At 36.6% G+C, this 25,886-nt stretch carries 31 protein-coding genes and 1 tRNA gene; 7 read left to right on the forward strand and 25 right to left on the reverse strand.

Annotation, left to right across the window (positions count from 1 at the left end):
• Positions 1-12 precede the first annotated feature (12 nt).
• The 21 genes from CCZ01_RS04255 to metK all read right to left on the reverse strand — a co-directional run bounded on the left by CCZ01_RS04255 (position 13) and on the right by metK (position 14,762).
• Positions 13-585 (reverse strand): response regulator, encoded by a 573-nt coding sequence (locus tag CCZ01_RS04255; protein ID WP_181566307.1) that lies wholly within the window; start codon positions 583-585, stop codon positions 13-15.
• A 51-nt stretch (positions 586-636) separates the two neighbouring features.
• Entirely contained in the window at positions 637-1,395 is a 759-nt protein-coding gene (locus CCZ01_RS04260) for a hypothetical protein (protein WP_112051995.1), read from the reverse strand.
• A 280-nt stretch (positions 1,396-1,675) separates the two neighbouring features.
• Entirely contained in the window at positions 1,676-2,143 is a 468-nt protein-coding gene (bcp, locus tag CCZ01_RS04265) for a thioredoxin-dependent thiol peroxidase (protein WP_112051996.1), read from the reverse strand.
• Positions 2,144-2,145: 2 nt separating this feature from the next.
• On the reverse strand, positions 2,146-2,391 hold the full coding sequence (locus CCZ01_RS04270) for a hypothetical protein (RefSeq protein WP_181566308.1): 246 nt from the start codon (positions 2,389-2,391) through the stop codon (positions 2,146-2,148).
• A 106-nt stretch (positions 2,392-2,497) separates the two neighbouring features.
• The gene (locus tag CCZ01_RS04275) at positions 2,498-4,627 is read right to left on the reverse strand and encodes a heavy metal translocating P-type ATPase (RefSeq protein WP_258436644.1); all 2,130 of its coding nucleotides are present in this window, start codon (positions 4,625-4,627) and stop codon (positions 2,498-2,500) included.
• Complete coding sequence (locus CCZ01_RS10345; protein WP_181566309.1) at positions 4,628-5,038, reverse strand: YtxH domain-containing protein; 411 nt, start codon at positions 5,036-5,038, stop codon at positions 4,628-4,630.
• A 12-nt stretch (positions 5,039-5,050) separates the two neighbouring features.
• On the reverse strand, positions 5,051-5,401 hold the full coding sequence (locus tag CCZ01_RS04285; RefSeq protein WP_112051997.1) for a hypothetical protein: 351 nt from the start codon (positions 5,399-5,401) through the stop codon (positions 5,051-5,053).
• The gene (locus tag CCZ01_RS04290; RefSeq protein WP_112051998.1) at positions 5,395-5,682 is read right to left on the reverse strand and encodes a hypothetical protein; all 288 of its coding nucleotides are present in this window, start codon (positions 5,680-5,682) and stop codon (positions 5,395-5,397) included. The genes CCZ01_RS04285 and CCZ01_RS04290 overlap by 7 nt, the downstream gene beginning before the upstream one ends.
• A gap of 3 nt (positions 5,683-5,685) precedes the next feature.
• Positions 5,686-6,303: a hypothetical protein gene (locus CCZ01_RS04295; RefSeq protein WP_112051999.1), complete on the reverse strand. Its 618-nt coding sequence runs from the start codon at positions 6,301-6,303 to the stop codon at positions 5,686-5,688.
• A 15-nt stretch (positions 6,304-6,318) separates the two neighbouring features.
• A complete protein-coding gene (locus tag CCZ01_RS04300) occupies positions 6,319-6,636 on the reverse strand; it encodes an HMA2 domain-containing protein (protein WP_112052000.1) in 318 nt (105 codons plus the stop codon).
• 77 nt (positions 6,637-6,713) lie between these two features.
• The gene (locus CCZ01_RS04305) at positions 6,714-7,886 is read right to left on the reverse strand and encodes an Opr family porin (protein WP_181566310.1); all 1,173 of its coding nucleotides are present in this window, start codon (positions 7,884-7,886) and stop codon (positions 6,714-6,716) included.
• Positions 7,883-8,050, reverse strand: coding sequence for a hypothetical protein (locus CCZ01_RS10350; protein ID WP_181566311.1), 168 nt, complete (start codon positions 8,048-8,050; stop codon positions 7,883-7,885). Before CCZ01_RS10350 ends, CCZ01_RS04305 begins: the two co-directional genes overlap by 4 nt.
• A 159-nt stretch (positions 8,051-8,209) precedes the next feature.
• Entirely contained in the window at positions 8,210-10,033 is a 1,824-nt protein-coding gene (gene flgK / locus CCZ01_RS04310; protein ID WP_112052002.1) for a flagellar hook-associated protein FlgK, read from the reverse strand.
• A gap of 21 nt (positions 10,034-10,054) precedes the next feature.
• On the reverse strand, positions 10,055-10,480 hold the full coding sequence (locus CCZ01_RS04315) for a hypothetical protein (RefSeq protein ID WP_112052003.1): 426 nt from the start codon (positions 10,478-10,480) through the stop codon (positions 10,055-10,057).
• 28 nt (positions 10,481-10,508) lie between these two features.
• Positions 10,509-10,724, reverse strand: a complete 216-nt coding sequence (locus CCZ01_RS04320; RefSeq protein WP_112052004.1) for a flagellar biosynthesis anti-sigma factor FlgM — start codon at positions 10,722-10,724, stop codon at positions 10,509-10,511.
• A 51-nt stretch (positions 10,725-10,775) separates the two neighbouring features.
• Positions 10,776-11,063, reverse strand: coding sequence for a hypothetical protein (locus tag CCZ01_RS04325; protein ID WP_258436651.1), 288 nt, complete (start codon positions 11,061-11,063; stop codon positions 10,776-10,778).
• A gap of 110 nt (positions 11,064-11,173) precedes the next feature.
• Positions 11,174-12,133 (reverse strand): hypothetical protein, encoded by a 960-nt coding sequence (locus CCZ01_RS04330; RefSeq protein WP_112052005.1) that lies wholly within the window; start codon positions 12,131-12,133, stop codon positions 11,174-11,176.
• 16 nt (positions 12,134-12,149) lie between these two features.
• On the reverse strand, positions 12,150-12,464 hold the full coding sequence (locus tag CCZ01_RS04335; RefSeq protein ID WP_112052006.1) for a thioredoxin family protein: 315 nt from the start codon (positions 12,462-12,464) through the stop codon (positions 12,150-12,152).
• Between the two features lies 1 nt (position 12,465).
• Positions 12,466-12,987: a DUF2147 domain-containing protein gene (locus CCZ01_RS04340; protein ID WP_112052007.1), complete on the reverse strand. Its 522-nt coding sequence runs from the start codon at positions 12,985-12,987 to the stop codon at positions 12,466-12,468.
• Positions 12,988-13,139: 152 nt separating this feature from the next.
• Positions 13,140-13,418 (reverse strand): 4Fe-4S dicluster domain-containing protein, encoded by a 279-nt coding sequence (locus CCZ01_RS04345; RefSeq protein WP_112052008.1) that lies wholly within the window; start codon positions 13,416-13,418, stop codon positions 13,140-13,142.
• Positions 13,419-13,592: 174 nt separating this feature from the next.
• The gene (metK, locus tag CCZ01_RS04350) at positions 13,593-14,762 is read right to left on the reverse strand and encodes a methionine adenosyltransferase (RefSeq protein ID WP_112052009.1); all 1,170 of its coding nucleotides are present in this window, start codon (positions 14,760-14,762) and stop codon (positions 13,593-13,595) included.
• A 135-nt stretch (positions 14,763-14,897) separates the two neighbouring features.
• Here metK and CCZ01_RS04355 point away from each other — a divergent pair, with 135 nt between their 5' ends.
• From CCZ01_RS04355 to CCZ01_RS04365, 3 genes are all read left to right on the forward strand, one after another.
• Positions 14,898-15,494, forward strand: a complete 597-nt coding sequence (locus CCZ01_RS04355; protein ID WP_112052010.1) for a peroxiredoxin — start codon at positions 14,898-14,900, stop codon at positions 15,492-15,494.
• A 102-nt stretch (positions 15,495-15,596) separates the two neighbouring features.
• A tRNA-Ser gene (locus CCZ01_RS04360) sits at positions 15,597-15,687 on the forward strand.
• Positions 15,688-15,734: 47 nt separating this feature from the next.
• Positions 15,735-16,073, forward strand: coding sequence for a hypothetical protein (locus CCZ01_RS04365; RefSeq protein WP_112052011.1), 339 nt, complete (start codon positions 15,735-15,737; stop codon positions 16,071-16,073).
• 26 nt (positions 16,074-16,099) lie between these two features.
• On the opposite strand, the gene CCZ01_RS04370 is transcribed toward CCZ01_RS04365, so the two are convergent.
• The gene (locus CCZ01_RS04370) at positions 16,100-17,074 is read right to left on the reverse strand and encodes a hypothetical protein (RefSeq protein WP_112052012.1); all 975 of its coding nucleotides are present in this window, start codon (positions 17,072-17,074) and stop codon (positions 16,100-16,102) included.
• Positions 17,075-17,224: 150 nt separating this feature from the next.
• Here CCZ01_RS04370 and hisF point away from each other — a divergent pair, with 150 nt between their 5' ends.
• Genes hisF through rlmN form a run of 3 tightly spaced genes read left to right on the forward strand, consistent with a single transcriptional unit; the run spans position 17,225 to position 19,580 of the window.
• A complete protein-coding gene (gene hisF, locus CCZ01_RS04375; protein ID WP_112052013.1) occupies positions 17,225-17,986 on the forward strand; it encodes an imidazole glycerol phosphate synthase subunit HisF in 762 nt (253 codons plus the stop codon).
• Positions 17,987-18,004: 18 nt separating this feature from the next.
• Complete coding sequence (locus CCZ01_RS04380; protein WP_112052014.1) at positions 18,005-18,541, forward strand: nucleoside phosphorylase-I family protein; 537 nt, start codon at positions 18,005-18,007, stop codon at positions 18,539-18,541.
• Positions 18,525-19,580, forward strand: coding sequence for a 23S rRNA (adenine(2503)-C(2))-methyltransferase RlmN (rlmN, locus tag CCZ01_RS04385; protein WP_112052015.1), 1,056 nt, complete (start codon positions 18,525-18,527; stop codon positions 19,578-19,580). Before CCZ01_RS04380 ends, rlmN begins: the two co-directional genes overlap by 17 nt.
• A gap of 27 nt (positions 19,581-19,607) precedes the next feature.
• On the opposite strand, the gene CCZ01_RS04390 is transcribed toward rlmN, so the two are convergent.
• The 3 genes from CCZ01_RS04390 to fliK are packed head-to-tail and all read right to left on the reverse strand — an operon-like array spanning position 19,608 to position 25,500.
• Positions 19,608-21,485, reverse strand: a complete 1,878-nt coding sequence (locus CCZ01_RS04390) for a flagellar hook-basal body complex protein (protein ID WP_112052016.1) — start codon at positions 21,483-21,485, stop codon at positions 19,608-19,610.
• Between the two features lie 24 nt (positions 21,486-21,509).
• Entirely contained in the window at positions 21,510-22,781 is a 1,272-nt protein-coding gene (locus CCZ01_RS04395; protein WP_112052017.1) for a flagellar hook capping FlgD N-terminal domain-containing protein, read from the reverse strand.
• Positions 22,782-22,791: 10 nt separating this feature from the next.
• On the reverse strand, positions 22,792-25,500 hold the full coding sequence (gene fliK, locus CCZ01_RS04400) for a flagellar hook-length control protein FliK (RefSeq protein ID WP_112052018.1): 2,709 nt from the start codon (positions 25,498-25,500) through the stop codon (positions 22,792-22,794).
• Between the two features lie 220 nt (positions 25,501-25,720).
• Between fliK and CCZ01_RS04405 the strand changes: the two genes are divergently transcribed.
• Positions 25,721-25,886, forward strand: a 166-nt coding sequence (locus tag CCZ01_RS04405) for a flagellin N-terminal helical domain-containing protein (RefSeq protein WP_458692855.1), incomplete at its 3' end; no start/stop codon positions are given.

Consider the following 25,886-nt stretch of genomic DNA (forward strand, 5'->3'; position numbering starts at 1 on the left):
ACAACCTTCCTTTTATATTTTTCTTGCTAATTTTGCTATTTGCAAAAAAGCATTCAGCTGAATACAAAGAATATTTTTCTCCCCTTCAGCCACAATCAAATTCTTACTTTCATCAACACAAAACTTCAGTGTTCCAGATTCAAGCAACTCCAAAATTTCTGAACGATATTCTTGACAAAAAATACTCTGATTTTCATCTGGGTTAAGCATTGTCCTCACAATCGGAGCTATTTCTCTATCAAATTTAGTCGCATTAAAAGGACGCGTTAAAAAATGCTTGACACCCAACGCCTCAAATGTGCGATAATCATTTGGATTCAGCTGACTAGAAATCAAAAAAATAGTAATATGCTCTATTAAATCTCTCTCATGCAACTTTGCAAGTATAACTTGTGCATCAATGTCAGATAACTGTGCATCTAAAAACAACATATTAAAACCCATATCTTGGTCAAAAAATTCCAACACCTGCTCCCCACCCACACATTCCTGAATAATACTCACTTTTAACTTGCGTAGAGAGGAACGGATAATCTTACGCGTAATAGGACTCTGATCAGCGATTAGGACTCTAATATCTGCCAAAAATAAACTCCTCCAACCTGATTTATCATCTAATATTGTATCGGATTTTGCTTAATAATCGGGGAGAAGAACGATTTTTTTTGCCTCCTTATCTGATGAGAGGTACACTGCATTATATCTTTCTTGAACTGCCACCTCTAAAAACCCATCATGAAAAGAACGTATAGAACTCCCTTTATCATTCTTTAAGGCTTGCTCTTGCTTTTGGTCATATAAAGGAAGTTGCAGGGGGGTAATTTTAGACACCTTCACCAATTGTGGAAGATAAGTTTGCAATTGCTCATAACGATTCTTCACATCAGCAAGATAATTCTTTGCTAAACGATTTTTCTCTGAATCCTTTTGCCAACTAAAGCCCTTATTATAAGACTTAATTATGCTTTCCCAGTGATTCTTATGTACACCCTTCCAATACAAGAGATGATTAATTGCCTCCTTAGCAGCAAAAGCATCATCTCTAACCAATAATTCCCCAACCATATTTTGTGTAAAACCGTTATTTTTTAATTGTGGATAACGTTTCATCACTGTAGGAATATGGGCGTGAAAAATCCCTGCACTCGGATCTTGAAAATTCATACGATACTCTCCCGCACAAGATTCTTTCCATGCAATTGCTGCAAGTGTTAAACCAAGCCCGTAAGGTTCTCCATATTGATAAGCCTTAATTAAAACATTCATTTGTTGCTTTGATAAATCCTTAATCCGGTCAACGCAGCGATTCTGAAAAGCCGGAGGTTGTTTAGCGTAAAGCATAGCAAAAAACGCTAAAAATATACCTACTTTTAGCAAAAATCGCTTCAAATCCATTTCTATCTCCTTGACTGTTAAGGGATTTTATGAATCACTCCCTTGCATTCCATAATTCTAAATACACTAAAGCAATTACTATACCAAGCTTATTAGCGATAACCACTTACAAACAAATTCACCTTGCAATTCTAAGCACAATTAGAATTTATGATTTTGAATGTGTGACTATACAGATTTACTTCATCATTCACTATAATCACATTCTCAGCACACCGGGTTACCCTTACAACAATCATTCAAGCCATACACACCACAAAAATTCTAATTTATCGCAAACTCAACCCAACTTTTGCAACTCTTTTAAAACAGCTTCCACATGCCCTTTTACTTTCACATTCCTCCAAATTGCAACTATTTTTCCTTCCGGATTGATAATAAATGTGCTTCTAATAACACCCATATAAACCTTTCCGTACATCTTTTTTTCACCCCAAGCACCATAAGATTCTAAGCATTGATGAGTTGGGTCACTTAAAAGCGTGATAGAAAGATTTTGCTTTTGAATAAATTTTTGGTGAGATGTCAAAGAATCCGGACTAACGCCAAAAATTTGTGCATTCTGCGTTAAAAACTCATGACGGTTTGCTGTAAACTCACACGCTTCTGTTGTGCAACCAGGTGTCGAATCCTTAGGATAAAAATATAACACAACAAATCCACCTTTTAAATCACGCAAACAAATCTCAATCCCGTCTTGGTTTTGCAAACAAAACAGGGGTGCTGAATCTCCAATTTTTAAATCCATCACTATTCCTTTAAAGTTGTATCTTGCTGATCCTGTACCTTTGTTTTCTGCAATTGTGCATCATTTTTATCATAAAGCAAGTGATGCCATAATGAGAACCCAGCCAACGCCAAACCTGCACCAAGATGAATCTGTTTACCGGCACGCGTCTTTAGGAAAAATGCACTCCCTACAGTGAGTACTAAAGAAACACTCATACCTACTTTTGCTGTTTCTCGTTTTAATAATAAATGTTCCTTCTGACTCATATTCAAGATTTCCTTTTTCTTTTTTTTATATTTTGATAAGATTTTGTACAAGTTTTATAAGCAAGGACAGCGGATAAAACTGCTGTTAAAGGTAAAATAATTGGCATTAAACACTCCTTTTTTTTGATAATTTAATCCCTCTTAAAGCATTTAGCAAAAGAACAATAGTTGTCCCATTATGCAAGAATGCAGTTTGGATAGGCGAAAGCTTTCCTAGAGTAGCCAAGCCCAAAATGACGCTATTAATGCCTACAGTCGCTTTAAATCCGACATTCACCTTATTTAAACACGCATTTGCATAAGCTTTTGCATCAGCTACAGATTGAATATCATCACGCAACAATACGATATCTGCACTTGCTTTTGCAATATCCGCACCTTTATGCATTCCAATTCCGCTATCTGCCTTAATCAATGCTGGAGCATCATTGATGCCATCACCGACAAAGGCAACTTTCTTTCCCTCTGCCATAATTAGCTCCAAAATATCTGCTTTTTGCGTTGGCAATAATTCTGCAAAAAAGCGATCAATGCCCAATTCCCTTGCAACCTCATCCGCCTTATCCTGCATATCCCCTGTGAGCATTACAATCTCTTTAACGCCATTTTGTCGTAATTGCGACAAAACACCTTTTGCATTTTCTCTAATTGTATCCTTTAACATAATCATACCAACAAGTTGCCCATCGTAACCGATAAACAGAGGCGTATGGCCACTCGCCTTCAATTCTTGAATGCGTCCATATTGATGCTTGAAATCAATTTTTTCATCGTCTTCTAAAAAGTGTTGCGAACCAATCACAACACTTTTTCCATCAATCTCACTTTTCACACCATGTGCAACAATGAAAGTAACCTCATCATGATGGATATGCACAAAATCCTTTTGCTTTGCCGCTCTAACAACAGCTTCAGCAACGGGGTGAAAATAATGCTCCTCAATGCTTGCAGAAAGATTCAAAATATCTTCAGTATTCCATCTATCCGAAAAAGAATGCACCTCAATAACTTCAAGCTCCCCTTTTGTTAGTGTCCCTGTTTTATCAAAGACAAATACTTCACTTTCATACAAAGATTCTAAACTTTTTGCACCTTTAATAATGATACCACTTTTACCCGCACTTCCAATCGCTGCCTTGAATGCAACAGGCGTGGCAAGCTTAAGCGCACAAGAATAATCTGCCTGCAACACAGAAGCAGCTCGTGTCAAATCTTGACTATAAAAATAAGATAAAATAGCTAAGCCGAGCGTAACTGGAACCAAACCATCAGCCATTTTCGAGGCACTCAGCTGGATAGATGATTTTTGCACTAATGTTTCTTGAATATAATTCTTAATTCTAGCTGTTGCAGTTCCATCACCCACACTCTCTGCCCAAACCTTAATTTCACCCTCTTCAATAATTGTTCCAGATAAAACACGATCTCCTCGCACTTTACGAATAGGTGTCGCCTCACCTGTCATCGAAATTTGATTCACCAATCCTTCACCTGCAACAATATGCCCATCAACACAAATCGTATTACCTGCACCAATGACAACGATATCGCCAATATTAAGTTGATTAGCGGAAACTAGGATTCGCTCCTTTTTTCCTTCAATCAATTTTTCTATCCACGCTTCTTGAACTTGAGGCTTACTTAATTCTTTGATTAAATCATCACTCTTATACATTGTCATTTCTTCAATATATTCCCCTAATGAGAGCATAAAGTTTGCAGAATTTGCCGTCCTAAAATCCTGGCGATAGAGTGAAATTGCAATTGCCATAGCTTCCAAAACGCGCGAGGTAATGCCTTCTGTCAAAAGCTCTCTAACTCCACTTTTCAGAATTGGTAAAGAGGCAATTGAAGCAAAAACAAGATTAATCATTTCAGTTTTAATTAGAGGTTCTATGACAAGCGAAGTTGCAGCCCTCACCACTTCAGAAGAGTTAGGAATTTCGTCTCTTAAGGCAATATAGCTGTCTTGAGAAGCAGTATAACTTGATTTTGTTAATAAAGTTTTTAAAATTTCATAAATGCGTTGCTCCAAAAAAGAAACCTCACAACGATGAACAACAATCACATTATTAAGAATGTCATTCACACGTACACTCTCCACACCTTCAATTTCTTCAATGGCTATACGCAAAGGAATAGGGCTAACCCTACAACCCTGTTCACATCTATAACCAAAACGAGTGCGATGATTTGTATGATGTAAAACTTTTAGAGCAAGCATACATGTCGTCATTTACACACCTTGATTAATTTCTGCTTTCGCATCTTCATAACGTTCTTTCATTTCCTCCACACCCATTTCAAAAATAGATGAAAGTTTTGCTGAAAACTTAAAGATTGTTTTTTGTGCATCTTCATTGGTTAAAATAAAGGTCGCTACTGCACCAATCAATACACCTTTTAACATATCTTTTTGTGTTGAACTAGAAGCAAAAAACTGCCCAATAAAAGAAGAATCTGTATTTTGTGCATTGGTCTCTTGAGCTACATTGATTTGCTGCGTATTTGTGGTTTGAATGTAAGGATTATTGATATGAGGGGTAGTTGCATTCAAAAATGCCAAATAATCCCCTTGATTTATATTTGAATATTGCTGGTTATCTTGTTGAACGTTTTGTGTGCTTTGTATTTGTTCTGTATTCATCTTTATCCCCCACTATTCTTCTTCTTTAGATTCAAGCAACAAAGTGTTTTGTTCTGAATCCAGAAATTGGTTTAAACCATAAGCAGCAAGCCCACCTGCCACAATAAATCCAAAGGCTTCCAAAGAATTCTTGATAGGCGAAGATTGGTTGTCTCCTATAACATTTGTCGCTGCAATCGCAGCAGCAGTAACCGCTGCCCCTTGTAATGTGTTTTTTGCAACCTGTCTTAAAGCCTCTTGTTGCGTGATTTCACCACTTCTTAGCTTAGAATAATTTAATGCCCCTGAAACCATAAAGGAAATTAATCCTCCACTGACTGCATGCCCTACAACAGAACGTTTCTGCCCCGTATTGATTAACATACTTTCTCCCCTTCTGATTGACTTTCTTGTTGAGTCCGCATCTTCATCTCCGCCTCATTGCGTTTTTCGCTTAATTCATTTTTCTTCTCTTTGATCACCTTTGATGTTGCTAAAATCGTATCCTTCACATCCAAAACAACATTTTTACTTTTATTAAAAATATCTTTTGCTCGACACTCTGAATCACCCTCTTTGAATAAAGAAACAATTTCTTTTCTCTTATTGTATGCGAGAACTGCACCCCCACCAATCACTAAACCTAAAATAAACGGTACTGGCATATTTTACTCCTTATTTTTGTTAAGAATTTCATTTAGAATCATAGCAGAAATTCCACCTAAAATCACACCACCAATCAAAGAATAATTCAGATTACTCAAAAATCCCCCCAATTTTTCTTGCGTTAATGTTCCAGCCCTCAATTCTTCAATCATTTCATTTGTCTGCGAAAAAAGAATCTGTGCCTTTTCGACCTCACCAAGAACCTGAGATTCCTGCTGTATTGATGAATTTTGTTGATAAACATTTACCATATTTTTCCGTATTAATGGGATATGACTATTATACGCCAGTGCTTGAATACGAAAAATAAAATCGCGCACATTTGCATCCTGTTCGCTACTTAACCATTGATTGCATAACTGAATCGTATTGCTTTCAAATATAAATGCTTTTTCTAAATTCTCAATCAACTGAGAGGAGATTGAATCCTGATTTAATGGGCGATAGTTGTAACTTAACCCCTGATTCTGAATCAAAAACAATGCCGCATTCACCTGAAGAGTAGTCGCTTGAGATAATTGCCCAAAACAAGAATCTACCCCAAAAATGTTTGCCAACTGCTGATAAAACCCCAACTTTTGATATTCAAAATCCAAAAGACTCATGAGATTATTTTGCATATTTTTTCCTTATTTCTATTTTTCTATAGCCCCACTAAATAGACTCATAACTTCGTCTAAATGTTCCTTACGCAACCAACTCTCCCATAACGAGGGGTTAAACTGCTTTGCATCATACTCAACAACAACTGAACCAATCAACAGATTTAACTTAATATTCTTGATGATGGGGATATTTTTTATTGCTTCAAGGATTGTCTCCACATTTCCAGCACCTCCCCCAAACTCTGCCTTAAGTGCCGCACTAGCCCTCAATCGGATACGTCCGGGTGTATGGTGAACAATTGTAAAATAATCCGCAACTTTTTCAAGCAACTCCTTATCAATATCCATTCATCAAACCTTTCAAAAAAAGAAATTCACCTCATACAACAATATCCCCGCAACATTATATCATAAAATAAGAACCTCTAAAACTCATAGGCTATTTTTGCCTTGAATACATCGTAGCTTTCTGCTTTAATATCATTCTTAATGTGTGCATACAATAAATTCCCACTCAAGCCTTTAAAAAATTCATATCCAATCCCTGCATTAATTTCATTCTCGGTTTGCGTGATTGTTTGTGTTGATAAAACATCATACTTTGTTTGGGCATATAGAGCAGAGAGCTCCAACGCATTTAAGGAGTATCCTATAAAACCATAAATTGTTTTTGCATTTGGGTCAAAGTAATGATTACCTTCTTCTAAACGGCTTTGATCTCCAAAAGTCTCAATCAAACCCGAACCTTTCTTATCTACCTGTGCATATCCAGCACCAATATGAAAGCCTATTGACGGAAGAGTAATTGTTTCCTCAACATTCAGATAAGATCCATCTTCACCCATTAATGTATCCACATTACTCAAAGCGTAATGTGCAAGCGTATGGGAAGCAAATGCCTCATTACCAATTTCTAAACCAACTTTCGCACCTGGAATTTGAACAAGATGATTTGCAAAATAATAATAGGGATTCAATGTTAAAAATCCCACTTTATATTGGATATCTGCAACATAAACACCATCACTAGCATTCGTATCAGTAAATTGTACAGAAACTTCATCAAAATCGACCACCGCATGCTTGCCAGCCCAACCAGCAGTGATAGATAAACCATCCATGGGTGTTAAATTTATCACTGCACCCTGAATGTAATCTGTAAGCCACTCTAAGTTAACGTCTTGTCGCCCCACCTTTACAAAACCATAACCAGGGTGTTCCGCTTTCACAAAAAGTTGATGAGCCGTTGAATTATTGGCTAAAATGCCTTCTGCATTTCCAAATGCCCCATCATAATCACCCTTATTTTTCTCATAAATATCAATATTACTCCATACGCCAGCACCCAATGACACAAAATGCAAAGGTGAACTTTCATAAACAATCGAAGCCGATGGAGAAAGATAAGCACTACCTTTACCCATTTCATTTAAGGTATTAAAAGTTTGGGTTTCTTTAAAATTTTTTAATTGTCCATAAATTCCCAAATGTCCAGATGCACTACCTTTTTTCAAAGAATCTTCCAATTCCTGCGTGAAATCAGCCATCACACAACTACTACTTAAACATAAAGCCATCCATAAAATTTTCTTATTCACTCTTTCTCCTTTTTGGACGCACAACGACAATCCATGTCGCAACATTTTTTGCTTCCACTTCCACTTCCACAACCACCACATTGTTTGTTTTTGTATTGTCTAAAAAATACAGCAGCAATAAATATAGCAGCAACACCAAAAACTAATATTTCCTCTACTGGCAAAAAAACTCCTTTTTGTAAATAATATTCATTATAACAATTAAATCTTAAGAAGCCCTTTAAAGCACGGGGTGTTATTAAAACTCTTTAAAAATTGATTTGGAAGGAAAGTGAAGAAGGCAAGAAGAATCTTGAAGCAATACACTGCTTCAAGAATGTTTACTATTGTTTAATACCTAAAAGCGTATTGATAATCTCATCAACAGTACTCACAACTTTTGCATTTGCCGTATAGCCTGACTGAAAACGAATCAAGTTTGTCAATTCCTCATCAAGACTTACCTCTGAAATTGCTGAATACTCTTTTTTTACAGATGTTAGCACTGCAAGTTTTGCCTCATTATTTACCTTTGCATCAGATGCATCGCTTCCTACTCTTGTCGCAAGATTCTTAAAGTATTCTGCGATTTTGAAACTTCCATCAGAACCATCTTTTTCCCGGAAGATTATTGCATCATACTGCAATTGAATCATCATATTTGCTACTTCATAGTTACCTGTAACTTTCTCACGATATGGTTGAATCAATGTTGGGTCATTGCGAAAATCGATATTCAAATCGATACTTAAAGCGTCGCGTCCTTCAAAAAATCGGTTAATTCCTAAAGCTCCCGCAATATTTGTGCCATTATCTTGCAAGGAAACGGAAATGTCCTTACTTGGAAATTTTGGATTTACTTGAAAAGTTCTTGTCCTTTCATTATAGACTGCCTCAAAAAAATCATCGAAATCATTATTTGCATTATTATCGCCATTATCATCAGAGTTCTTATTTAACTGCGTGATAATGTCATTCATTGTTGTTTTTTCATGAATCTGAACCGTTTTACGTGCCATTTCATTACCATCGCTATCGTAAAGCACAACATCAAAAGAACCTGTGCGGAAAGAATAGTGGGGTGAATCAATAACTGGCTCTGTCGCACTTAAATGCTCTGTAAAATCTCCTCTTAGTGCTTGTGAAGAACTTTGAGAATAGATATTATTTGTCGCCTCAATAATTCCAGCTGCAAAAGTATCAAGCTGATTAATATAATGCTGAATATTACCGGGTACCATTTGACAATCGCAAAGCTTATCTGATGCACCCGTTGCATACAACGCACCAAGTTTTCCACCTCTCATATTACCAGTAATATCCTTAGGCTTAAAATCTTGCTGTTGATACATAATCCGATAAAAACCATCAGAGTTATCTAAGACAAGTGGATGAAAAGTAGAACCATCGACAATCGTATAACCATCGCCAACCTTATAGTTATAGTCTTCACTAAAATCCACTGATTCAGGGTTAAAGCCACTCATCTGTAAATTACTTTTGAATGCTTCCCCGCCAACAAGCTTTGCCATAGCCATTTCTCTTTGGTCTCTTTGGTCCCTTAAATCATTCGCTTGGTTGCGCTTACCTTCATTCTCTAATGCAATAATCTGCTTATTTAGGTTTGCAATTTCCTTCCCTAAACGATTAACCTCGGTAACGACTGTTTTAATCTCCTCGTTAATATCATTTTGCATTTTTGTTAAACGATCGCGTGTTTCACGGATAGAATGTGCAAGAGTTTGTGCTCTCTGTGCAAGAACGATCTTTTGAGCAGGGTCGCTAGACTTCGTACTTAAAGATTCCCACGCATTAAAATATTGTTGTAAGTCATTAAAGATGCCATCTTCATCAACTTCTGGAAAATAAGTAGAAACCTCTCTTAAAATTTCATATTGAGTTTGACTATTCTGTTGTTCATGTGCAGATTTACGATAGCGTCCAAAAGTATATTCATCATGCAAACGCATAATATTATCAACAGATACACCCTGTCCGTAACTGTAGCGTCCAAAATTGATGGGTGATGAAGAACTCACATTCACCACCTGACGCGTATAAAAACTACTGTTTGCGTTTGCTATGTTATGTCCAGTTGTGTCCACCATAACTTGATGGGCTTGCAAACCTGTATACGCAGTATTGAGTGAAGCAAAAATACTTGGCATGGCCTTCTCCTTCTACAACAATTATGCTTCAACAGCAATAAACTGGGTATCTAAAGAACGTTTACCTTTGTAGTTTGCCTCGGAAGGAACAAGATTATCCAACAAAGAGCGATACATCTCCGAAACAGCGATAGAAAGGCGTCCAAAACGTTGATTCTCTACTTTTAACTCACGAATAGACTTATTGAGTTTATCAAAAAGATCATCGATATCTTGACTAATCAACTCCCTAATCTCTTTTCCAGGATTTTCTGCAACCAGCAACCTAAAGTCATCTTCAATAAGTCTTCTCTTTTCTTCAAAAGCGAGAATCAAAGTCTCTTTTGGCTTCACTCTTGAAAAGATAGCCTCATGCTTTGCCTCTTTAATATCCTCAATGTCTTCTTGGGTCATTGCAAGAAGTGCTTGCACATCAGCAATGGAACTTTCGATATGGTTATATAGCATTTGTAACTCCTTAAGAAAAATTCTGCTACTACCTACCAAGCAAATTCCGTGCCATTTTTGCTGCACTTCCTCCAATATCAATTTTATATTCACCTTTTGCAAGGGCTTCTTTAATTTCTTGAGAACGCGAAAGCTCTACCTTTTCACTCTTTGCATTCGCCCTTAAGGTATCTCCATTACTCTGAATGGCTTGTGAACCAACTTGCTGAAGGACTATTGCATTTTGCTGTATAGAACTAATCATCTCTGCCTCCTTTCATGAAAAGTTACGCTCATTCTCTATATCGACACTTTTTTATTTTGCATTAGGGTCAAATCCATCAGAAATTCCTTTTAATACCTTATAGACATCTGTTTCTGGAGGCTTTTTCTCCTCTGCAACAGAATTATACAAGCTCACATCAGAACCACCAATCCTTATTGTATAGACAACAACAATACCCATTGCATACAAAAACATAATAAACCCGATGCTAGGAACAATCCAAGTTACAAAATCAAAACCTCTTCTTTGCGGACGATCATCACGAATTGGGCGCATTCTTGGCATTGCCGTATTTGCTTTTTTAAATCCAAACGCCATTGTGTTTCTCCCTTCTCCAAAAATTCTTACTTATCAAAAATTATTTAGTTTAATTAAGTATATTGTATTCTCTCAAGCTTAAATTTAAAGCATATTGATGAAAAAATTTATTATTTTGGATTACCTAAGACAGAACAAGGTTGCAAAGCGGGATAACGATTCATTACTTTTCGCCATCTCTTGCAAGCAAGAGATTCCGTGCTACTTGCCGAATGAGGGCAACTTCCAAGTTGCATTTCTAAATGTGGCAAAGATGACTTTTGGCTAATGCCTGACAAAAAGAACGCTTGCCTATCAATTACCCAACCTTTCTCCATATACTCCTGCCCAGAACATGTAAAATTAAATCTTTCTTCAAGCATTTTCAAAAATTCAAATTGATTTGTCTTGTTAATCTCCTTTTGCAAATTCTTTATTTCCTTTTGAACATTTGAAACTTCTTGCATAAAATAATCCTGAATATCTGACAACGAATCATAATATTGATGACTCAAGAGAAAATCGGGAGTTACCAAATCTTTTTCTCCAATCTGTGAAACAGATGACTCAAAACGAATTGACTTATCTCGCTCATCAACAACAATCCTTCCTAAAAAGATACGTAAGGGCAACGCCTCACCCCAACAATTTTCACAAATCTTTTTTTCAGCCATCGTATAAAAATAATAAACCGGTTTCAAATCCTCCTGTTTTGCTTCAGACAAAGAGGTATCCGACAAATTTTCCTCACTAGATTCTAAAGTTTGTGCCAATTTTTTATTGTTCTGTTCAGGTTGCTCTACATTTTGAAATTGTGGTACTGGTTCATCACTTCCCGATTCTACCTCCACAAGGGGGATAACAGGAGAAGATGACTTTAGCTCCTCAATCTTTGCTTTAGTGAGTTGCCCCCCACGTTTTTCAATATCTTGCTTTTGCTTTAGACGCTCACTTCCCTGCCTTAAATGCTGTGATTCTTCCCTTTGCTTTCGCTCCTCAAAATTCTCCGTTGGTTTAAGCTGAATAACCTCAATATCCATCGCAGCGACTAAGGGTAAACTGAATAAAATTAAAAAAATAAACCGCTTCATCTTACTTTATTGAGTACTACAACAAATCTTGAATCTGCTTTCTGATAGGATCAATATGATGTGGCTCAATCAACCTTTCACCAACTTCCTGCCCATTTTTATAAAAAATCAATGTAGGAATCTTACGAACACCAAGTTTTGTCTTTAATTCTTTCGCTGCATCACTTTGGATTTTAAAAAACTTTACATTTCCGCTAAATTCTTGAGAAAGTGTATCTAAAAAAGGATTCACGCGAACACAATCTGGACACCATACCGCCCCAAGAGTCACCAAACTCAAACCTTCTGCAACCATTTCATCAAGTTGACTTTCCATAATTTCTTGAATCATTTTATTTATCCTTTTGTCGTTCTTTAAGTTCTTTTAAGCTCTGTTCTACAACAGAAAAATCAGGTTTTTCAGGAAAATATTTTGCCTCTTCATCAGTCGTTAACCTTTTCCAAACCTTTGTTTCACCTACAAATCCAGCACTATCTACACTAGCCCTCAATTTGAGAGTCTTACCGCCATCTTCAAGGGAAATTTTAATATAATATTCCTTGCCACTATCGTAATTATAGACCGTTCCACCCTTATAATGATCTTTACCACTAGGAACAAGATCATAAATAAAAACAGTTCCTTTATCTACCCTATCACGCAACTCTGGGTTTTGATTGTTAATGTCCTTTTTAGGACCAGAACCATCAACATTGGCAAAACCATAGGCATAATACTTTCCATCACGTTCAAAAAATTCTACAATCGATTGTCTCCCACTTTCCCCAACATGAGTCATAAAATAACCTTTTAAATCCGCTGCACACAAGTGCACCACCATAGACACGCCAACAAGAAAAGCCCATATTTTCATAAAAATTCTCCTTATCTTTCGTGGGGACAATTATAACATAATTTTAAAAACCGGAGGATAGACTAATATAGATAAAAAATTAAAATTTTTAAGAAAGTCGCCTAAAACATTCAAAAATGAGAAAATGAACATAATTAGGCAACAGAGATACCTTATTCTACGACAGCCTGAGAACCATCGCGTTTAACACCATCTCGATGAGGTTGATCACCTACAATTTCACCCCATACAATACAACCTTCTGTTGGGCATGCAGTTGCACAAGCAGGCTCATCATGATGAGAAACACACTCTACACACTTATCCCCATATACATAATAAATCCCAGCATCCGCATTGGGATTATCATCATCATCTACAATCGCCTCAACAGGGCATTCATCAATACAAGCACCACAGGCAATGCAAATATCAGTAATTTTAACAGACATCTTATCTCCTTATGTTTTAAATAAAAGTAGCCAAAGGCTTGCGTGGAGTATAATTGAATTTCTATTAAAGGATTCTAAACTGAAACAAAAAAAGGTAAAGAAGCTACATTCTTGAATCAAAATGCAACAAAATTTAAATCCCTTTTTAAGAATCTCCGACGCAACTCCATCAAGTTAAAGTCTAACTTTTGAAGAAAAGTATTCTTTAATTGCTTCCACTTTATCCGTTTTTTCCCAACTAAATTCGGGCAATTCCCGCCCAAAATGTCCATAACTCGATGTTTTTCTGTAAATAGGACGCAATAAATTTAATGATTCAATGATACCTTTAGGTGTTAGACGAAAAAGCTTTTTAACACATTCTTCTAATTCTAAATCAGAAACCTTAGCTGTATTATGGCTATTTACAAGAATGGAAACCGGCTCAACAACACCAATCGCATAAGCAACTTGAATCGTCGCTTTATCGCAAATACCAGAAGCAACAAGATTTTTTGCAACATAACGTGCAGCATAAGCCCCACTTCTATCTACTTTGCTTGGATCTTTTCCACTGAATGCACCACCACCATGAGGGCAGCTCCCTCCATAGGTGTCAACAATAATCTTTCTTCCTGTTAATCCTGCATCCCCTTGAGGACCACCAATCACAAATTTACCTGTGGGATTCACAAAATAACGAATATTATCATTTAAGTATTCCTTAGGTATTACCTTTTGTACAACCTCTTCAATCACTGCATCTCTTAACCTATTTTGCTCTACCTCTGGTGAATGCTGTGTAGAAACAACAATTGTATCAATGCTTGTAGGCTTCCCATCAACATACTTAATTGTAACTTGAGATTTTCCGTCAGGACGTAAAAAAGGCAAACTTCCGCTTTTCCTTGCTTGTGCCAACCCCTCTGTAATCCGATGAGAAAGGTAGATTGGTAAAGGCATAAGTGTGGCTGTTTCCCTACATGCATAGCCAAACATTAAACCTTGATCCCCTGCCCCAATCTCTCCATCTTCTCGATCAACTCCTTGATTGATATCAGGGCTTTGTTCACCAATACCATTCAAAATGGCGGCACTGCGATAATCAAAACCATACAACGCATCGGTATAGCCAATATCCCGAACAACATTACGTGCAATATCTTGCATAGGGGCATAAGCAGTTGTTTTCAGCTCACCTGCAATGATACAAAACCCATTAGAAAGAAGAGTTTCACAAGCAACACGTGCTTTTTTATCCTTATCAATAATATAATCTAAAACCGCATCACTAATTTGATCAGCCATTTTGTCTGGATGTCCCTCTGTTACAGATTCAGAAGTAAAAAGAAATGATTTACTCATAACCAACCTTTCATTATGATAAACTTTAAATACACAAACATTTTAGCCTATTCTAGTTTAACCTTGTTTTAAAGAATTGAATTGTAGAATTACCCCATCAGAAATGATAAATTTTATCCTTAAGGAGTTTTTATTATGTTAGTAACAAAAAAGGCGCCTAATTTTACAGCGGCAGCAGTTTTAGCATCTAATGAGATTGTAGATAGCTTCGAGCTTTATAAAAATATTGGCAAGAATGGTGCGGTGGTTTTCTTTTGGCCTCTTGACTTCACATTTGTGTGTCCATCAGAAATTATTGCTTTTGACAAAAGAGTGAAGAATTTTGAAGAGCGTGGAATTAAGGTTATTGGTGTTTCAGTTGATTCTGAATATACACACTTTGCATGGAAAAATACTCCTGTAAATGAAGGCGGAATTGGATCTGTTACTTTCCCTATGGTTGCAGATAAAGATAAATCCATTTCAAGAAGCTTTGATGTACTCTTTAACGAATCTGTTGCACTTAGAGGCTCATTCCTTATTGACAAAAATTGCACAATTCGCCACGCGGTTATCAATGATCTTCCATTAGGTAGAAATGTAGATGAGATGATTCGTATGGTTGATGCACTTTTATTCCATGAAGAGCACGGAGAAGTTTGTCCTGCTGGTTGGAACAAGGGTGATACAGGTATGAAAGCTGATGCTAAAGGTGTAGCTGATTATCTTGCAAAAAACAAAGATAAACTATAAACAATATATTTGGGTGGTGCTTCCACCCTCCCCTTTTAATATCCAAATTCTAAGGTAATTTTTATTTTAAAGGTTGTATAATCCAATCTTTGGTTTTGATAAGGATAGGTGGGTGAGTTGGCTGAAACCACATCCCTGCTAAGGATGCGTAGTCGCAAGATTACCGAGGGTTCGAATCCCTCCCTGTCCGCCACTTCTACAAAACCCTTTCTCAACTCCAAGCATTAAGGACAACAAATAATGAAAAAGAGTCGTATTCAAGATGCAATCAAGTTTTTTAGACATAAAGGTTTACTAGAACTTATCTACAAAATTGATGAAGGAAGGATTGTCTTTAAAGAAAATGTACAAATTTTTCAAATACAAAAAAGTAGTTGTTGGTTTGTTGATTTAACAGATATCAAGCGACCAACAGAACTTTTAAGCCAAGCCTCTTTTTATCCAGATGATGAATTCTCCTACAATGCAAAAATTGAAATCAGTCTTTCTGATGACGAACCTCTCATCTATCCTTTTGACCGCTATCACCTATTTTTGTTGCAAGATTCAGCGGAACAAATGTTTATCCTTTTTAAATAGCAAAAAGTAAATTCCTTAATACAATATCAGGCATAGGATTCTTCATCATCAAAAATTCTCAATGCCCTCTCTTTGACTTCTTTTTGAAAATATGCCGCATCAACAACTGTTTGATTTAAAAAATTCTTCGTAAGCCGACAGGGTGGAATATCAATCTCTAATAATTGATTCATTCCTTGTAAAACACCATCGTAATGGAGAAACAATTGCCCTTGCGGAAATTGATTCTCCACATTCCACTTCGCTAAAGAAGTGACAAACCCTTTAGCATTTGGTATTTTAAGTTGTTTTTTTGCTTCCTCTGGAAACAGATAATGCCCAAATGCAAACAACGCATGTGCCTCACTTGAAAAACGCTTAGATAGGGGGGCAATATTCTGCCGAACCTTCAACACCGCCACCTTTTGCAAGGATTCATTAATCTTCTGCCAATCCTCCTCACAAAAAGCCAGTAAACATTCCACAATAGCCTTATCAAACTTAAGCTGATTTGAATCAAGAAAATATTTTGCCTCCTGCTTTGCATCATCCAACATTGCTGAATCTTGATAATAAAGTGCCATCAAAAGATTGCTTGTTACAATTCCCATAGTCATACCATTTTGACACAAACCTAACGACTTGGGATAGATTTTCTCAAAAAAAGATATACAATTACCCGACAAAAGGCGAAAAGCAAGAATATAATGCATGGAATGATCAGCCCCAGTATTTTGCCCCATATCAAACAAATTAGTTCTTGCCAGCTGATAAAGAACATTATTTAACAGCTCTAAATCATCTGCACTAAACGCCTCATACAAACCCAACAAATAGGGAGAATCAAAGGCACTTAAGAATATTCTCACCTTCTCTTCAGGTGTGCCTAAGAGAGAATATTCCTTATAATGCTTGCACTGCTCTTGCAAATATACTTCCCGACTCTGAAAGATTCCCCTATCCATTGCATTATCATTCTTGCACTCTTTCTCATACAGATCTACATAACCTTTTACTAACATTATCTTTCTCCATGTCAAAAAATTATGTAATTCTAATCATTTTCAGATAAATATAGCATAAAGCAGAAAAGATTGATAAAATTTTATTCAATTTACCTGCTTTTTAATAAAACAAGGTATAGAATTACGATTTTAAAACAAAGGAACTTTATGAGCTTAGCAAAACGCATTATCCCTTGTTTAGATATTCAAGAAGGTAGAGTTGTTAAAGGTGTTAATTTTTTAGACATTCAAGATGCAGGCGATCCTGTAGAAATTGCACAACGTTACAATATGCAAGGGGCTGATGAACTTGTTTTTTTAGATATCACTGCAACGCACCAAGATCGTTCCTTAACCTATGATGTCTTAAAAAAAGTTGCAAAAAATGTATTCATTCCACTTTGTGTGGGCGGTGGCGTAAAAGAATTACAGGATTTTTATCGACTCCTTGAAACAGGTTGCGATAAAGTCAGTATTAATTCTGCAGCACTTGCAAACCCAAACCTCATCACACAAGCTGCACAAGCCTTTGGTTCTCAATGTGTTGTCGTTGCAATGGATATTAAATGGAATGCCCACCAACAAAGCTGGAATCTCTATACGCATGGTGGACGCAAGGATAGTGGAATCGACTTATTACAATGGGCAAAAGAGGTTAGCGACAGAGGAGCAGGAGAAATTCTTCTAACCAGCATGGACGCAGATGGCACAAAAAACGGCTTTGACTTAAAATCCTTACAAGCCCTCAACACAATTCTCCAAATCCCTATTATTCTTAGCGGTGGAGCGGGAACAATGGAACATTTTAAAGAAGCATTCATACATGGTGCTGATGCAGCTTTGGCTGCAAGCGTATTCCACTATCAAGAAATTCATATTCAAGAACTTAAACTTTACTTGAAATCGGAAGGGATTTGTGTCAGATTTTAAAACCAAAAAGGGATTACAATGTTTATTTCAGCTGGAGAAATGGAGACATTCGACTTTGCAAAAAGTATTGGCATAGGATTAGTGAATGCAAGCATTGGTCTTAGTCAGCTTATTTTGCAAGAATCTGTGCAAGAATTAATTTTTATCGGAACAGCGGGTAGTTACGATAAAAATGAACCACTTTTAAATATCATAGAATCTCAACATGCCAGTCAGATTGAACTAAGCTTTTTATCTCAACAATCCTATACGCCTATTGAAAATATCGTTAAAATAGATTTTCAAGAAAAATCCCCTATCGTCAATTCAAGCAATTATATCACCACAGATATAAACATTGCAGAGGCATTTTTAAAATTAGGTATTTTTTATGAAAATATGGAATTCTTTTCTGTTTTACGTGTTGCAAAGACATTCAAAATTCCTGCAAAAGGTATTTTTTGTATCACAAACCATACGGACAAAAACGCGAGGGATTCTTTTTTAAAGCACTCAAGACAAGCCAACACACTCTTAGAATCTTATGTAAGGAAAAATTATGCAGAATATTTATGACTTAACTTTGCAAGAATTAGAACAATTCTGCACTCCATCTTATCGTGCAAAGCAAATTTATAGCTGGCTATACCATCATTACATTGATGATTTTGATGCAATGAATAATCTTTCAAAAGATTTCAGACAAACGCTAAAAACAACCTTTCAACTTCAGCGTCCAAAAATTATCACTACACAACACAGCAAAGATGGTAGCAAAAAGTATTTATTTCAAACCCATGATTTGCATAACTTCGAATCTGTTCTGCTCAAAATGCGTGAATCCCAAAATGATGAAACAGGTAAAATCATTCAAGAAGAACGATGGACACTCTGCGTTTCTTCGCAAATTGGTTGCAAAGTGGGGTGTGCATTTTGCTTAACAGCAAAAAGTGGATTTGTGAGAAATTTAAGTGCCGGAGAAATTGTCTCTCAAGTTGTCAGTGTAAAAAAAGCCAACCAAATTCCACCCCAAAAACGACTAAATATCGTTTTTATGGGAATGGGAGAACCCTTAGATAATTTTGATGAGGTCATCAAGGCAATACAAATCTTAGCTAACAAAGATGGTTTAAGCATTTCACCTAAACGACAGACAATTTCTACAAGTGGCATAGCACCAAAAATTAAAAAATTAGGAGAACTCAATCTAGGCGTACAACTTGCCCTTTCTTTACATGCCGTTACAGACGAATTGCGTTCTAAGCTCATCCCAATGAATAAAGCTTACAACATTCAAGAAGTCATCTCGACACTCAAGAAATTTCCTATTAATTCACGCAAACGTTTAATGTTTGAATACTTAATGATAGCAGGGGTAAATGACGATATCAAGAGTGCACAATCTCTATTGAAGCTTTTGAATGGATTTAAAGCAAAAGTAAACCTTATCCTCTTTAATCCTTATGAAAATAGTCAATTTCAACGCCCTAGCGAAAAAAATGTCCGCTCATTTCAAGAATTTCTTATGCAAAAAGGCTTACTTTGCACAATCAGAGAATCCAAAGGGCTAGATATTAGTGCAGCTTGTGGACAACTTAGAGAACAAAATCTCTAGTCACCGCCCCCTTCTAAAAGCTAAAGATTATCTTTTTAATCCAATGGCTTCTTTAATCAACTCATCACCTGTTGTAAAAGCTTTAGCATTAAAAGAATAACCGCGTTGAAATACAATCAAATTTGTGAGAGCTTCTGCAATATCCACATTACTATACTCAAGGTATTTATGTCTCATTGAGGCAAACTTTAGAGTCGCATTTTCCTCATCCCAACCCATAATTGGAGGACCACTCACAATGCCAATCTCACCATTGATAATTTTAGCATCAAGTGCGAACATATTATTTCCTACCTTTTGCAAGCCTTGATCATTCACAAACGCCACCGTTCCCACGCGTCCCATAATTTCAGACGCTCCATTACTAAAAGTCAAGTTAATAAATCCTTGTTCAGTAATTGTAACTTCACTCAAACGTCCAGCAGCAATTCCGTCTTGCTCCACTTTACGCAATTCTGAAGCATTGCCTGCAAAACTAGTACTTGTTCTGCCATCCGCTCCACCTAGATTCATCGTTAAATCACCTGTCAAGAAAGGCACAGTTACATCGGGTGCATCGACAACATTTCCATTACTGAACTTCAATTCACTTTGTGTATAATTATCACTCAAATAACTCTTTCCATCAGCTGTCATAATAGAAGTCTTCACTTCCCAAATCTCATCTGTACCCTCGCCATTAGACGCCTGCTTTAAATAAAATTGATTTTGGATTGTATACACATTCCCTTGATCATCAAAAATGCGTTGTGAAAATCCATTTGTCGGAACTCCTAAAGATGAACCTATCACGCTTTTTCCAGTAATCTCTGATGAAGAATCATTCTCTTCGATAGGCTCAAAAGTGCGATCAACATTCTTAAATCCTAACACATCTCCTAGCCTTCCACCGATTGCAACCTTAATGTCCGCATCAGTTTCATTCTTCAACACCAATCCACAACCATCAAGCATTCCATCATCTTTGCGTTGGAGATCAAGTGTCAACCCACTATGCTGATTCACTAAATCACGCAATTCTCCCAAAGTATTAAAGCCAAACTCATCTTCTCCGCCATAAGTAAAAGTGAAGTTCTCTGTGATGAATTCCGGATTATCATCTCCTGCGGGTTGGTTTGGGTCATAATCTGGATTAGGCGTATCCACATTCATCGTGAATGTCTTGTTGACCTTCACATCAATAGGATCAGAACCGCTTGTAAAAGCATTCATATTCTGTTCAAAGATAGCATCATAATCAATCGTCCCATCAATATCTGCAAATGCTTCATCAATCCCTTTACTATTCTCTGTGCGATTCAAATTAAATCCCATACTTAATGTTGTTGTAATATTTGGACGAAAATAAAGATCCTCTGGAATTTGGATAGGCTCAAGTTGTGAACCCGTAAGCCCAGCAATATCTGCATCATAATCATTAGAAGCATTGAACACACCATCAGCACCAATTTTTCCTAAATTAATACCATAAAGATAATATCCGCTATTATTCACCAAATAGCCATCACTATCGCGTCCAAAAGAACCATCGCGTGTATAAAAATTCTTTTGGTCCAAGTTTTGTCCAATCGGATTCTTCACATCATAATTTCCATCTTTTTGTGTTCCAACAACAAACCACCCACGCCCATTCATCGCAACATCAAACTCTCCCGTTGACGCCTTGATTGTTCCGGGTCTTGTAATAATCGCTGTAGAGGCGGTTGTTGTCCCATGATTGTAATCATTATTTAGGGGTGAATTTGCATTCAAAATACCCATATTCTTTGAAAGCATAGACTTAAAATGTGCTTCATTACCTCGATAACCTACAGTATTTGCATTCGCAATATTGTTTGAAGTGACATCCAAACCAACCTGATGCGTAAGAATCCCTGCTACGCCATTAAATAATGTTGAATTCATAACATTCCTCCCTTAATCTATTTCCTAATTGCCACTTCCACTAGAGCCACCGCTTCCACCGGAATTACTGCCATTACCATTTCCATTATTACTTAATTGATCCTTAGGGTAGAATGTAAGAATCGCACCAATAGAGAACATATTTGACTTAGAACTTCCCATTTTAATATAGGGGATACCATCATCACCGATACCAATACCAGTAATTTCCCCTCTACCCCAAAATGTTTTCTTAGGTTCTTTTTTACCATCAGCTGTTGTCTCCATATTGTATTCAGCATTGATTTTATAAAATTTACCCTCTCCAGCAGGGACATTCAAACCAGAATTATCTTTTGTATCCCATTCAAAAGTTACATATCCTTTTTTACCTTGCAACGCATCTTTACCTTTCTTACCTGTTACAGGGTCAACATAATCCTTAAGATATATTGTCCGAACGACTTCCCCTTCTTTTCCAGTTTCTGAATCAACCTTACGAATCTCAATCTTTGCATCAGGGTTTGCGTCTAAATCAATTTCTTCATCAAAGTAAATATCAAAAGTCTCTTTCTGATTTTTTGGTAGGTCAAAAAAGCCACCGGTTTCACCAATCTGCCCAATCATTCCTGCTGTATTGTAGGCAGATAATTGTGCTAGAATTGCACTCATATTAGTATTCATCGCAATACCTTGCGAGAGCATAACAAGTGTTTCACTCATTTTTTCTTGGAATTCAGCCAACTTCTCATTACTCTCCGTCATCTTATTAAGAGATTCCGTCATTGTTGTTAGAGTTTTCTTCATCTCTTCTTGCTGTTCTACTTGCGTCATCAAGGCAGTTTGCTCCAGAATTTGGTTTGTTTCCATAGGAGCGGTTGGATCTTGTGCCTTTAATTGTTCCAAGAAAAGCTTTAAAAATGCGTCCTTATCTAAAGTACTATTATCTTTCTCTCCATCTTCCCAACTAGGGTTTCCTGTCCCAAGTCCATCACCGCTACCTACACCATTTCCACCAGAACCGCCACTTCCACCAGAGCCTCCACTTCCGCCAGAACCACCGGAACCACCGGAATTTCCGCCACTTCCACCAGATCCGCCAGAAGTGTCGCCTCCACCAGAACCACCACTTCCACCAGAGTTATCAACATTTCCGCCACTTCCACCAGATCCGCCAGAGTTATCAACATCTCCGCCACTTCCACCAGAGTTATCAACATCTCCGCCACTAGTCCCATCACCTGACCTTGTGTTTCCACTCGCTGCTGCTGTTTTTAACCATGGATTAAAACCGCTTGAAATTCCACCAATAGCCATTGTATACTCCTTACGCATATCTCGGTGTCAAAGTTAACTCTAACATATAGAGTTTCTTTTCTATGCTCATTGAACTTTTGTAAGTCTCTAAGCCAAAAGTGTTCCATATTTTACTTGTTTGCTTGTCTTCTTCATACATTTTTTGCATTTCTTGCCGATAAACCATTTCATCAGTGAGATTAGATTCATTCTCTGATTCTTCTTCTCCACCTCTTTGTTCGCCGTTATATCCACCATGTTGGCTACCTCCACCATCACCTTGACTACCAAACTCATTTCCTTGTGAATCCTGAAAACTCATTTCAACATTTTCAAAACCAACACCAAAAAGTTGTTGTTTAAAATCATTTGCATTCGCCATAAAAAGCTGTAAAGCTTGAGGATTAGAAAGAATCTGCACAACAACACTATTTCCACGTTGTTTAATTGTTACTTCAACATTACCTAAATTTTCGGGCGACAATTCCAAAGAAAGCTTGGATAATGGGGGCTTGTAATTATTAATACCCTCCCTTAAACCACTTGTAAAATTACGTAAAGTTTCTTTTGCTGCTGCACTTTTATACATAAAATCTGCTTTCATTGCATCATTCATTACAACTGCTTGGTCAGGAGAAAAATTGGAACTATTTTTGCTTTCAGACTTGATTTTTGTACTCATCGCTTCAAGTAAACCATTTTCTTTCATTTTTTTTGCATTGAGTGAAGTAGGAAGTGTGCTATTTTGTAATGCAATCTTTTCACCATTTGCTCGATTAAGCATTTGCTTATCAAATTCACCCATTTGTGCCTTAAGATTTATTTCCCTATTTTCCATCTCTTTAGTCGCTTGTTGCCTAATTACATGTGGATCTTGAGCAGAATTTGCAGAACTCGCTGAACTTGGGGCTTTATAACTTGGGGCTGAAGAACTTTCTTCTTTGTTAGAATTCTTAGAATGTGCCACTTCAGACGAAGTTTGTTTTTTAGAGGTAGATTCTCCTTCCATTCTTGAAGTCAGTAAATCTTGAGCAAAACCTTTTGCATTTATTTTTCTGATTTCATCAACAATATCATTCTTTGTTTCAACTTTTTTACCTTGTGCCATTTGATTTTGTTTGAGCAATACCTCTTGGAGTGTCATTTTTCCTTCTGAGTCATCAAAAAAGGTTTGCTTTTGCCCAACTATGTCAGATATATGCTTATTCAATACTGCAAGTTTTGGAGTCAAGGGGTGATAAATATTTGAAATATACCCATTGTTTGGTGTATCGGGTTTACTCGGCGGACGAATGCCTCCGCCAACATTACCATTACCAACATTACCATTACTATTATTACCACTGTTGCCACCATTACCGCCATTACCATTACTACCATTACTACTATTACCACTACCGCTATTATTGCCACCATTACCGGGCTTATTAGGACGCCACATTCCGGCTAAAATATCTCCTAGAATCGAACCAATATTATTACCGCCACCACTATTGTTTCCATTTTCCCCTAAGTTTGGGTAACCTACACCAGGCTTTGAATTATGCACTAAAGAATTGATAAAATCCTTAAAATCGTTATATCCCAAACTAGGAATAACCAAAGGACGATTCAAAGAATTTGATGGATTTGTATAGCTAAAATTCAAATTCTTAAGATTTAATTCCGCAAAATCAGCAAGCTTTTGAACATCATTCAATGTAAGTGAATTTCCAGAGCTTTTATTTAAAAATTCAAGCAAAGAGGTGCTAATTTTTGATTGACTAAATATCTTTTGCAAAACCTGATTTTCACGGCTTGTATTTTGCAAAAATTGTGCTAATTTCGCTTCATTCTGTAAAGCTTGTTCTTTTAAAAATCCAAAATCCTTTATATCTAAAGGCTTAATATTTGGCTTTTTGGTAGAATTTCCAAGAAGATTCTGAACAAGAATCTCTTTTGCGATGGCTTTTGCATCTGCTTCAGTGGCTTGCAAAGAATTCCTTAAAATGGAGACTAACAATTCCTTAGACGCCTCTAGTTTTTCTTGCACACTCTGTGTCGGAGAAGACTGAATATTATTTAACTTTTGCTTAATGGTTTCTTGTAAATTGTTGTTATGAAATTTACCTTCTACTTGCCTTACAACCGCCTCTAATTCCTTAAGACTGGGTGCATTCTGGATTTTTTGTATAATAGATTTTTCTTGATCAGAGATTCCTTTTTTGGATTCTTTGGAACTAAATTCTTTGATATTATCTTGCTTTTCTTCCTTTATGGGTGTTACAAGCTTGATAGGTGTTTGTGCAATCACTTGTTGCGTTTGGGTGTGTTTTGCATTCACCATCTTTTGCAAGGGCTGATTATTTTGTTGCAAGATATCTGTATTATTTTCTTTTTGCGAACTTTTTCCTCCAGCTTCATTCGCTAAATAAGACTTTGTTGCAAGATTCTTTAAAAATTTATTTGACTCTTTAGGTTGGGTATCTATTGCTGAATTATGGGTAGGTTTTACCTCTTTTTCTAATATCTCATTTTCCCTTTTTTTTGCACTGAAATCGATTTTATTTTTTAATGGTGGTAAGGGTGTATGCTTAGGAGAATTTTGAGCTTTGTCCTCACCCTTATTTTGTTTAATCGCACTCCCTAAAATCTGACTAAATAAATCTGAAGGAGTGTTACTTCCTGTATTATTTTTTGCCGATGGCACATTTGCTTCACTTGCATTACCAGCATTATTTAAAAAATTTGACGCAATCATTTTGTTTCCCCTTTACTCTTGAAGAATCTGAGTCCGCTAGATTCAATAATTATATAGATTCATTACTTAAGTAAAATAAGCAAATATTATTCCAAAGCTAGAGCTATTTCCACATTATAAATTTATAGAAAAAACTCCTATTTTTTTGCAAAAATATGGGTAAAATACGATATAATCAAACCCGGCGTAAGGAAACGCTAATATTTAAAAGGAGTTAGTTGTGGCTTTTAACATTAACACAAACATTCATGCGTTGAATTCGCATGCGCAAGGTTCTTTTACACAGACAGCAATTGTTGGTTCTCTTGAGAGACTTAGTTCTGGTCTTAGAATTAATAAGGCAGCAGATGATGCTTCAGGTATGGCGATTGCCGATTCATTACGTT

The organism is Helicobacter monodelphidis (genome assembly GCF_003288845.1).
Classification (GTDB): Bacteria; Campylobacterota; Campylobacteria; order Campylobacterales; family Helicobacteraceae; genus NHYN01.

Coding starts and splice junctions, on each gene's coding strand:
- CCZ01_RS04260 (WP_112051995.1), bottom strand. CDS start 1,395: ATGGATTTGAAGCGATTTTTGCTAAAAGTAGGTATATTTTTAGCGTTT.
- bcp (WP_112051996.1), bottom strand. CDS start 2,143: ATGGATTTAAAAATTGGAGATTCAGCACCCCTGTTTTGTTTGCAAAAC.
- CCZ01_RS04270 (WP_181566308.1), bottom strand. CDS start 2,391: ATGAGTCAGAAGGAACATTTATTATTAAAACGAGAAACAGCAAAAGTA.
- CCZ01_RS04275 (WP_258436644.1), bottom strand. CDS start 4,627: ATGACGACATGTATGCTTGCTCTAAAAGTTTTACATCATACAAATCAT.
- CCZ01_RS10345 (WP_181566309.1), bottom strand. CDS start 5,038: ATGAATACAGAACAAATACAAAGCACACAAAACGTTCAACAAGATAAC.
- CCZ01_RS04285 (WP_112051997.1), bottom strand. CDS start 5,401: ATGTTAATCAATACGGGGCAGAAACGTTCTGTTGTAGGGCATGCAGTC.
- CCZ01_RS04290 (WP_112051998.1), bottom strand. CDS start 5,682: ATGCCAGTACCGTTTATTTTAGGTTTAGTGATTGGTGGGGGTGCAGTT.
- CCZ01_RS04295 (WP_112051999.1), bottom strand. CDS start 6,303: ATGCAAAATAATCTCATGAGTCTTTTGGATTTTGAATATCAAAAGTTG.
- CCZ01_RS04300 (WP_112052000.1), bottom strand. CDS start 6,636: ATGGATATTGATAAGGAGTTGCTTGAAAAAGTTGCGGATTATTTTACA.
- flgK (WP_112052002.1), bottom strand. CDS start 10,033: ATGCCAAGTATTTTTGCTTCACTCAATACTGCGTATACAGGTTTGCAA.
- CCZ01_RS04315 (WP_112052003.1), bottom strand. CDS start 10,480: ATGCTATATAACCATATCGAAAGTTCCATTGCTGATGTGCAAGCACTT.
- CCZ01_RS04320 (WP_112052004.1), bottom strand. CDS start 10,724: ATGATTAGTTCTATACAGCAAAATGCAATAGTCCTTCAGCAAGTTGGT.
- CCZ01_RS04325 (WP_258436651.1), bottom strand. CDS start 11,063: ATGGCGTTTGGATTTAAAAAAGCAAATACGGCAATGCCAAGAATGCGC.
- CCZ01_RS04330 (WP_112052005.1), bottom strand. CDS start 12,133: ATGAAGCGGTTTATTTTTTTAATTTTATTCAGTTTACCCTTAGTCGCT.
- CCZ01_RS04335 (WP_112052006.1), bottom strand. CDS start 12,464: ATGATTCAAGAAATTATGGAAAGTCAACTTGATGAAATGGTTGCAGAA.
- CCZ01_RS04340 (WP_112052007.1), bottom strand. CDS start 12,987: ATGAAAATATGGGCTTTTCTTGTTGGCGTGTCTATGGTGGTGCACTTG.
- CCZ01_RS04345 (WP_112052008.1), bottom strand. CDS start 13,418: ATGTCTGTTAAAATTACTGATATTTGCATTGCCTGTGGTGCTTGTATT.
- metK (WP_112052009.1), bottom strand. CDS start 14,762: ATGAGTAAATCATTTCTTTTTACTTCTGAATCTGTAACAGAGGGACAT.
- CCZ01_RS04355 (WP_112052010.1), top strand. CDS start 14,898: ATGTTAGTAACAAAAAAGGCGCCTAATTTTACAGCGGCAGCAGTTTTA.
- CCZ01_RS04365 (WP_112052011.1), top strand. CDS start 15,735: ATGAAAAAGAGTCGTATTCAAGATGCAATCAAGTTTTTTAGACATAAA.
- CCZ01_RS04370 (WP_112052012.1), bottom strand. CDS start 17,074: ATGTTAGTAAAAGGTTATGTAGATCTGTATGAGAAAGAGTGCAAGAAT.
- hisF (WP_112052013.1), top strand. CDS start 17,225: ATGAGCTTAGCAAAACGCATTATCCCTTGTTTAGATATTCAAGAAGGT.
- CCZ01_RS04380 (WP_112052014.1), top strand. CDS start 18,005: ATGTTTATTTCAGCTGGAGAAATGGAGACATTCGACTTTGCAAAAAGT.
- rlmN (WP_112052015.1), top strand. CDS start 18,525: ATGCAGAATATTTATGACTTAACTTTGCAAGAATTAGAACAATTCTGC.
- CCZ01_RS04390 (WP_112052016.1), bottom strand. CDS start 21,485: ATGAATTCAACATTATTTAATGGCGTAGCAGGGATTCTTACGCATCAG.
- CCZ01_RS04395 (WP_112052017.1), bottom strand. CDS start 22,781: ATGGCTATTGGTGGAATTTCAAGCGGTTTTAATCCATGGTTAAAAACA.
- fliK (WP_112052018.1), bottom strand. CDS start 25,500: ATGATTGCGTCAAATTTTTTAAATAATGCTGGTAATGCAAGTGAAGCA.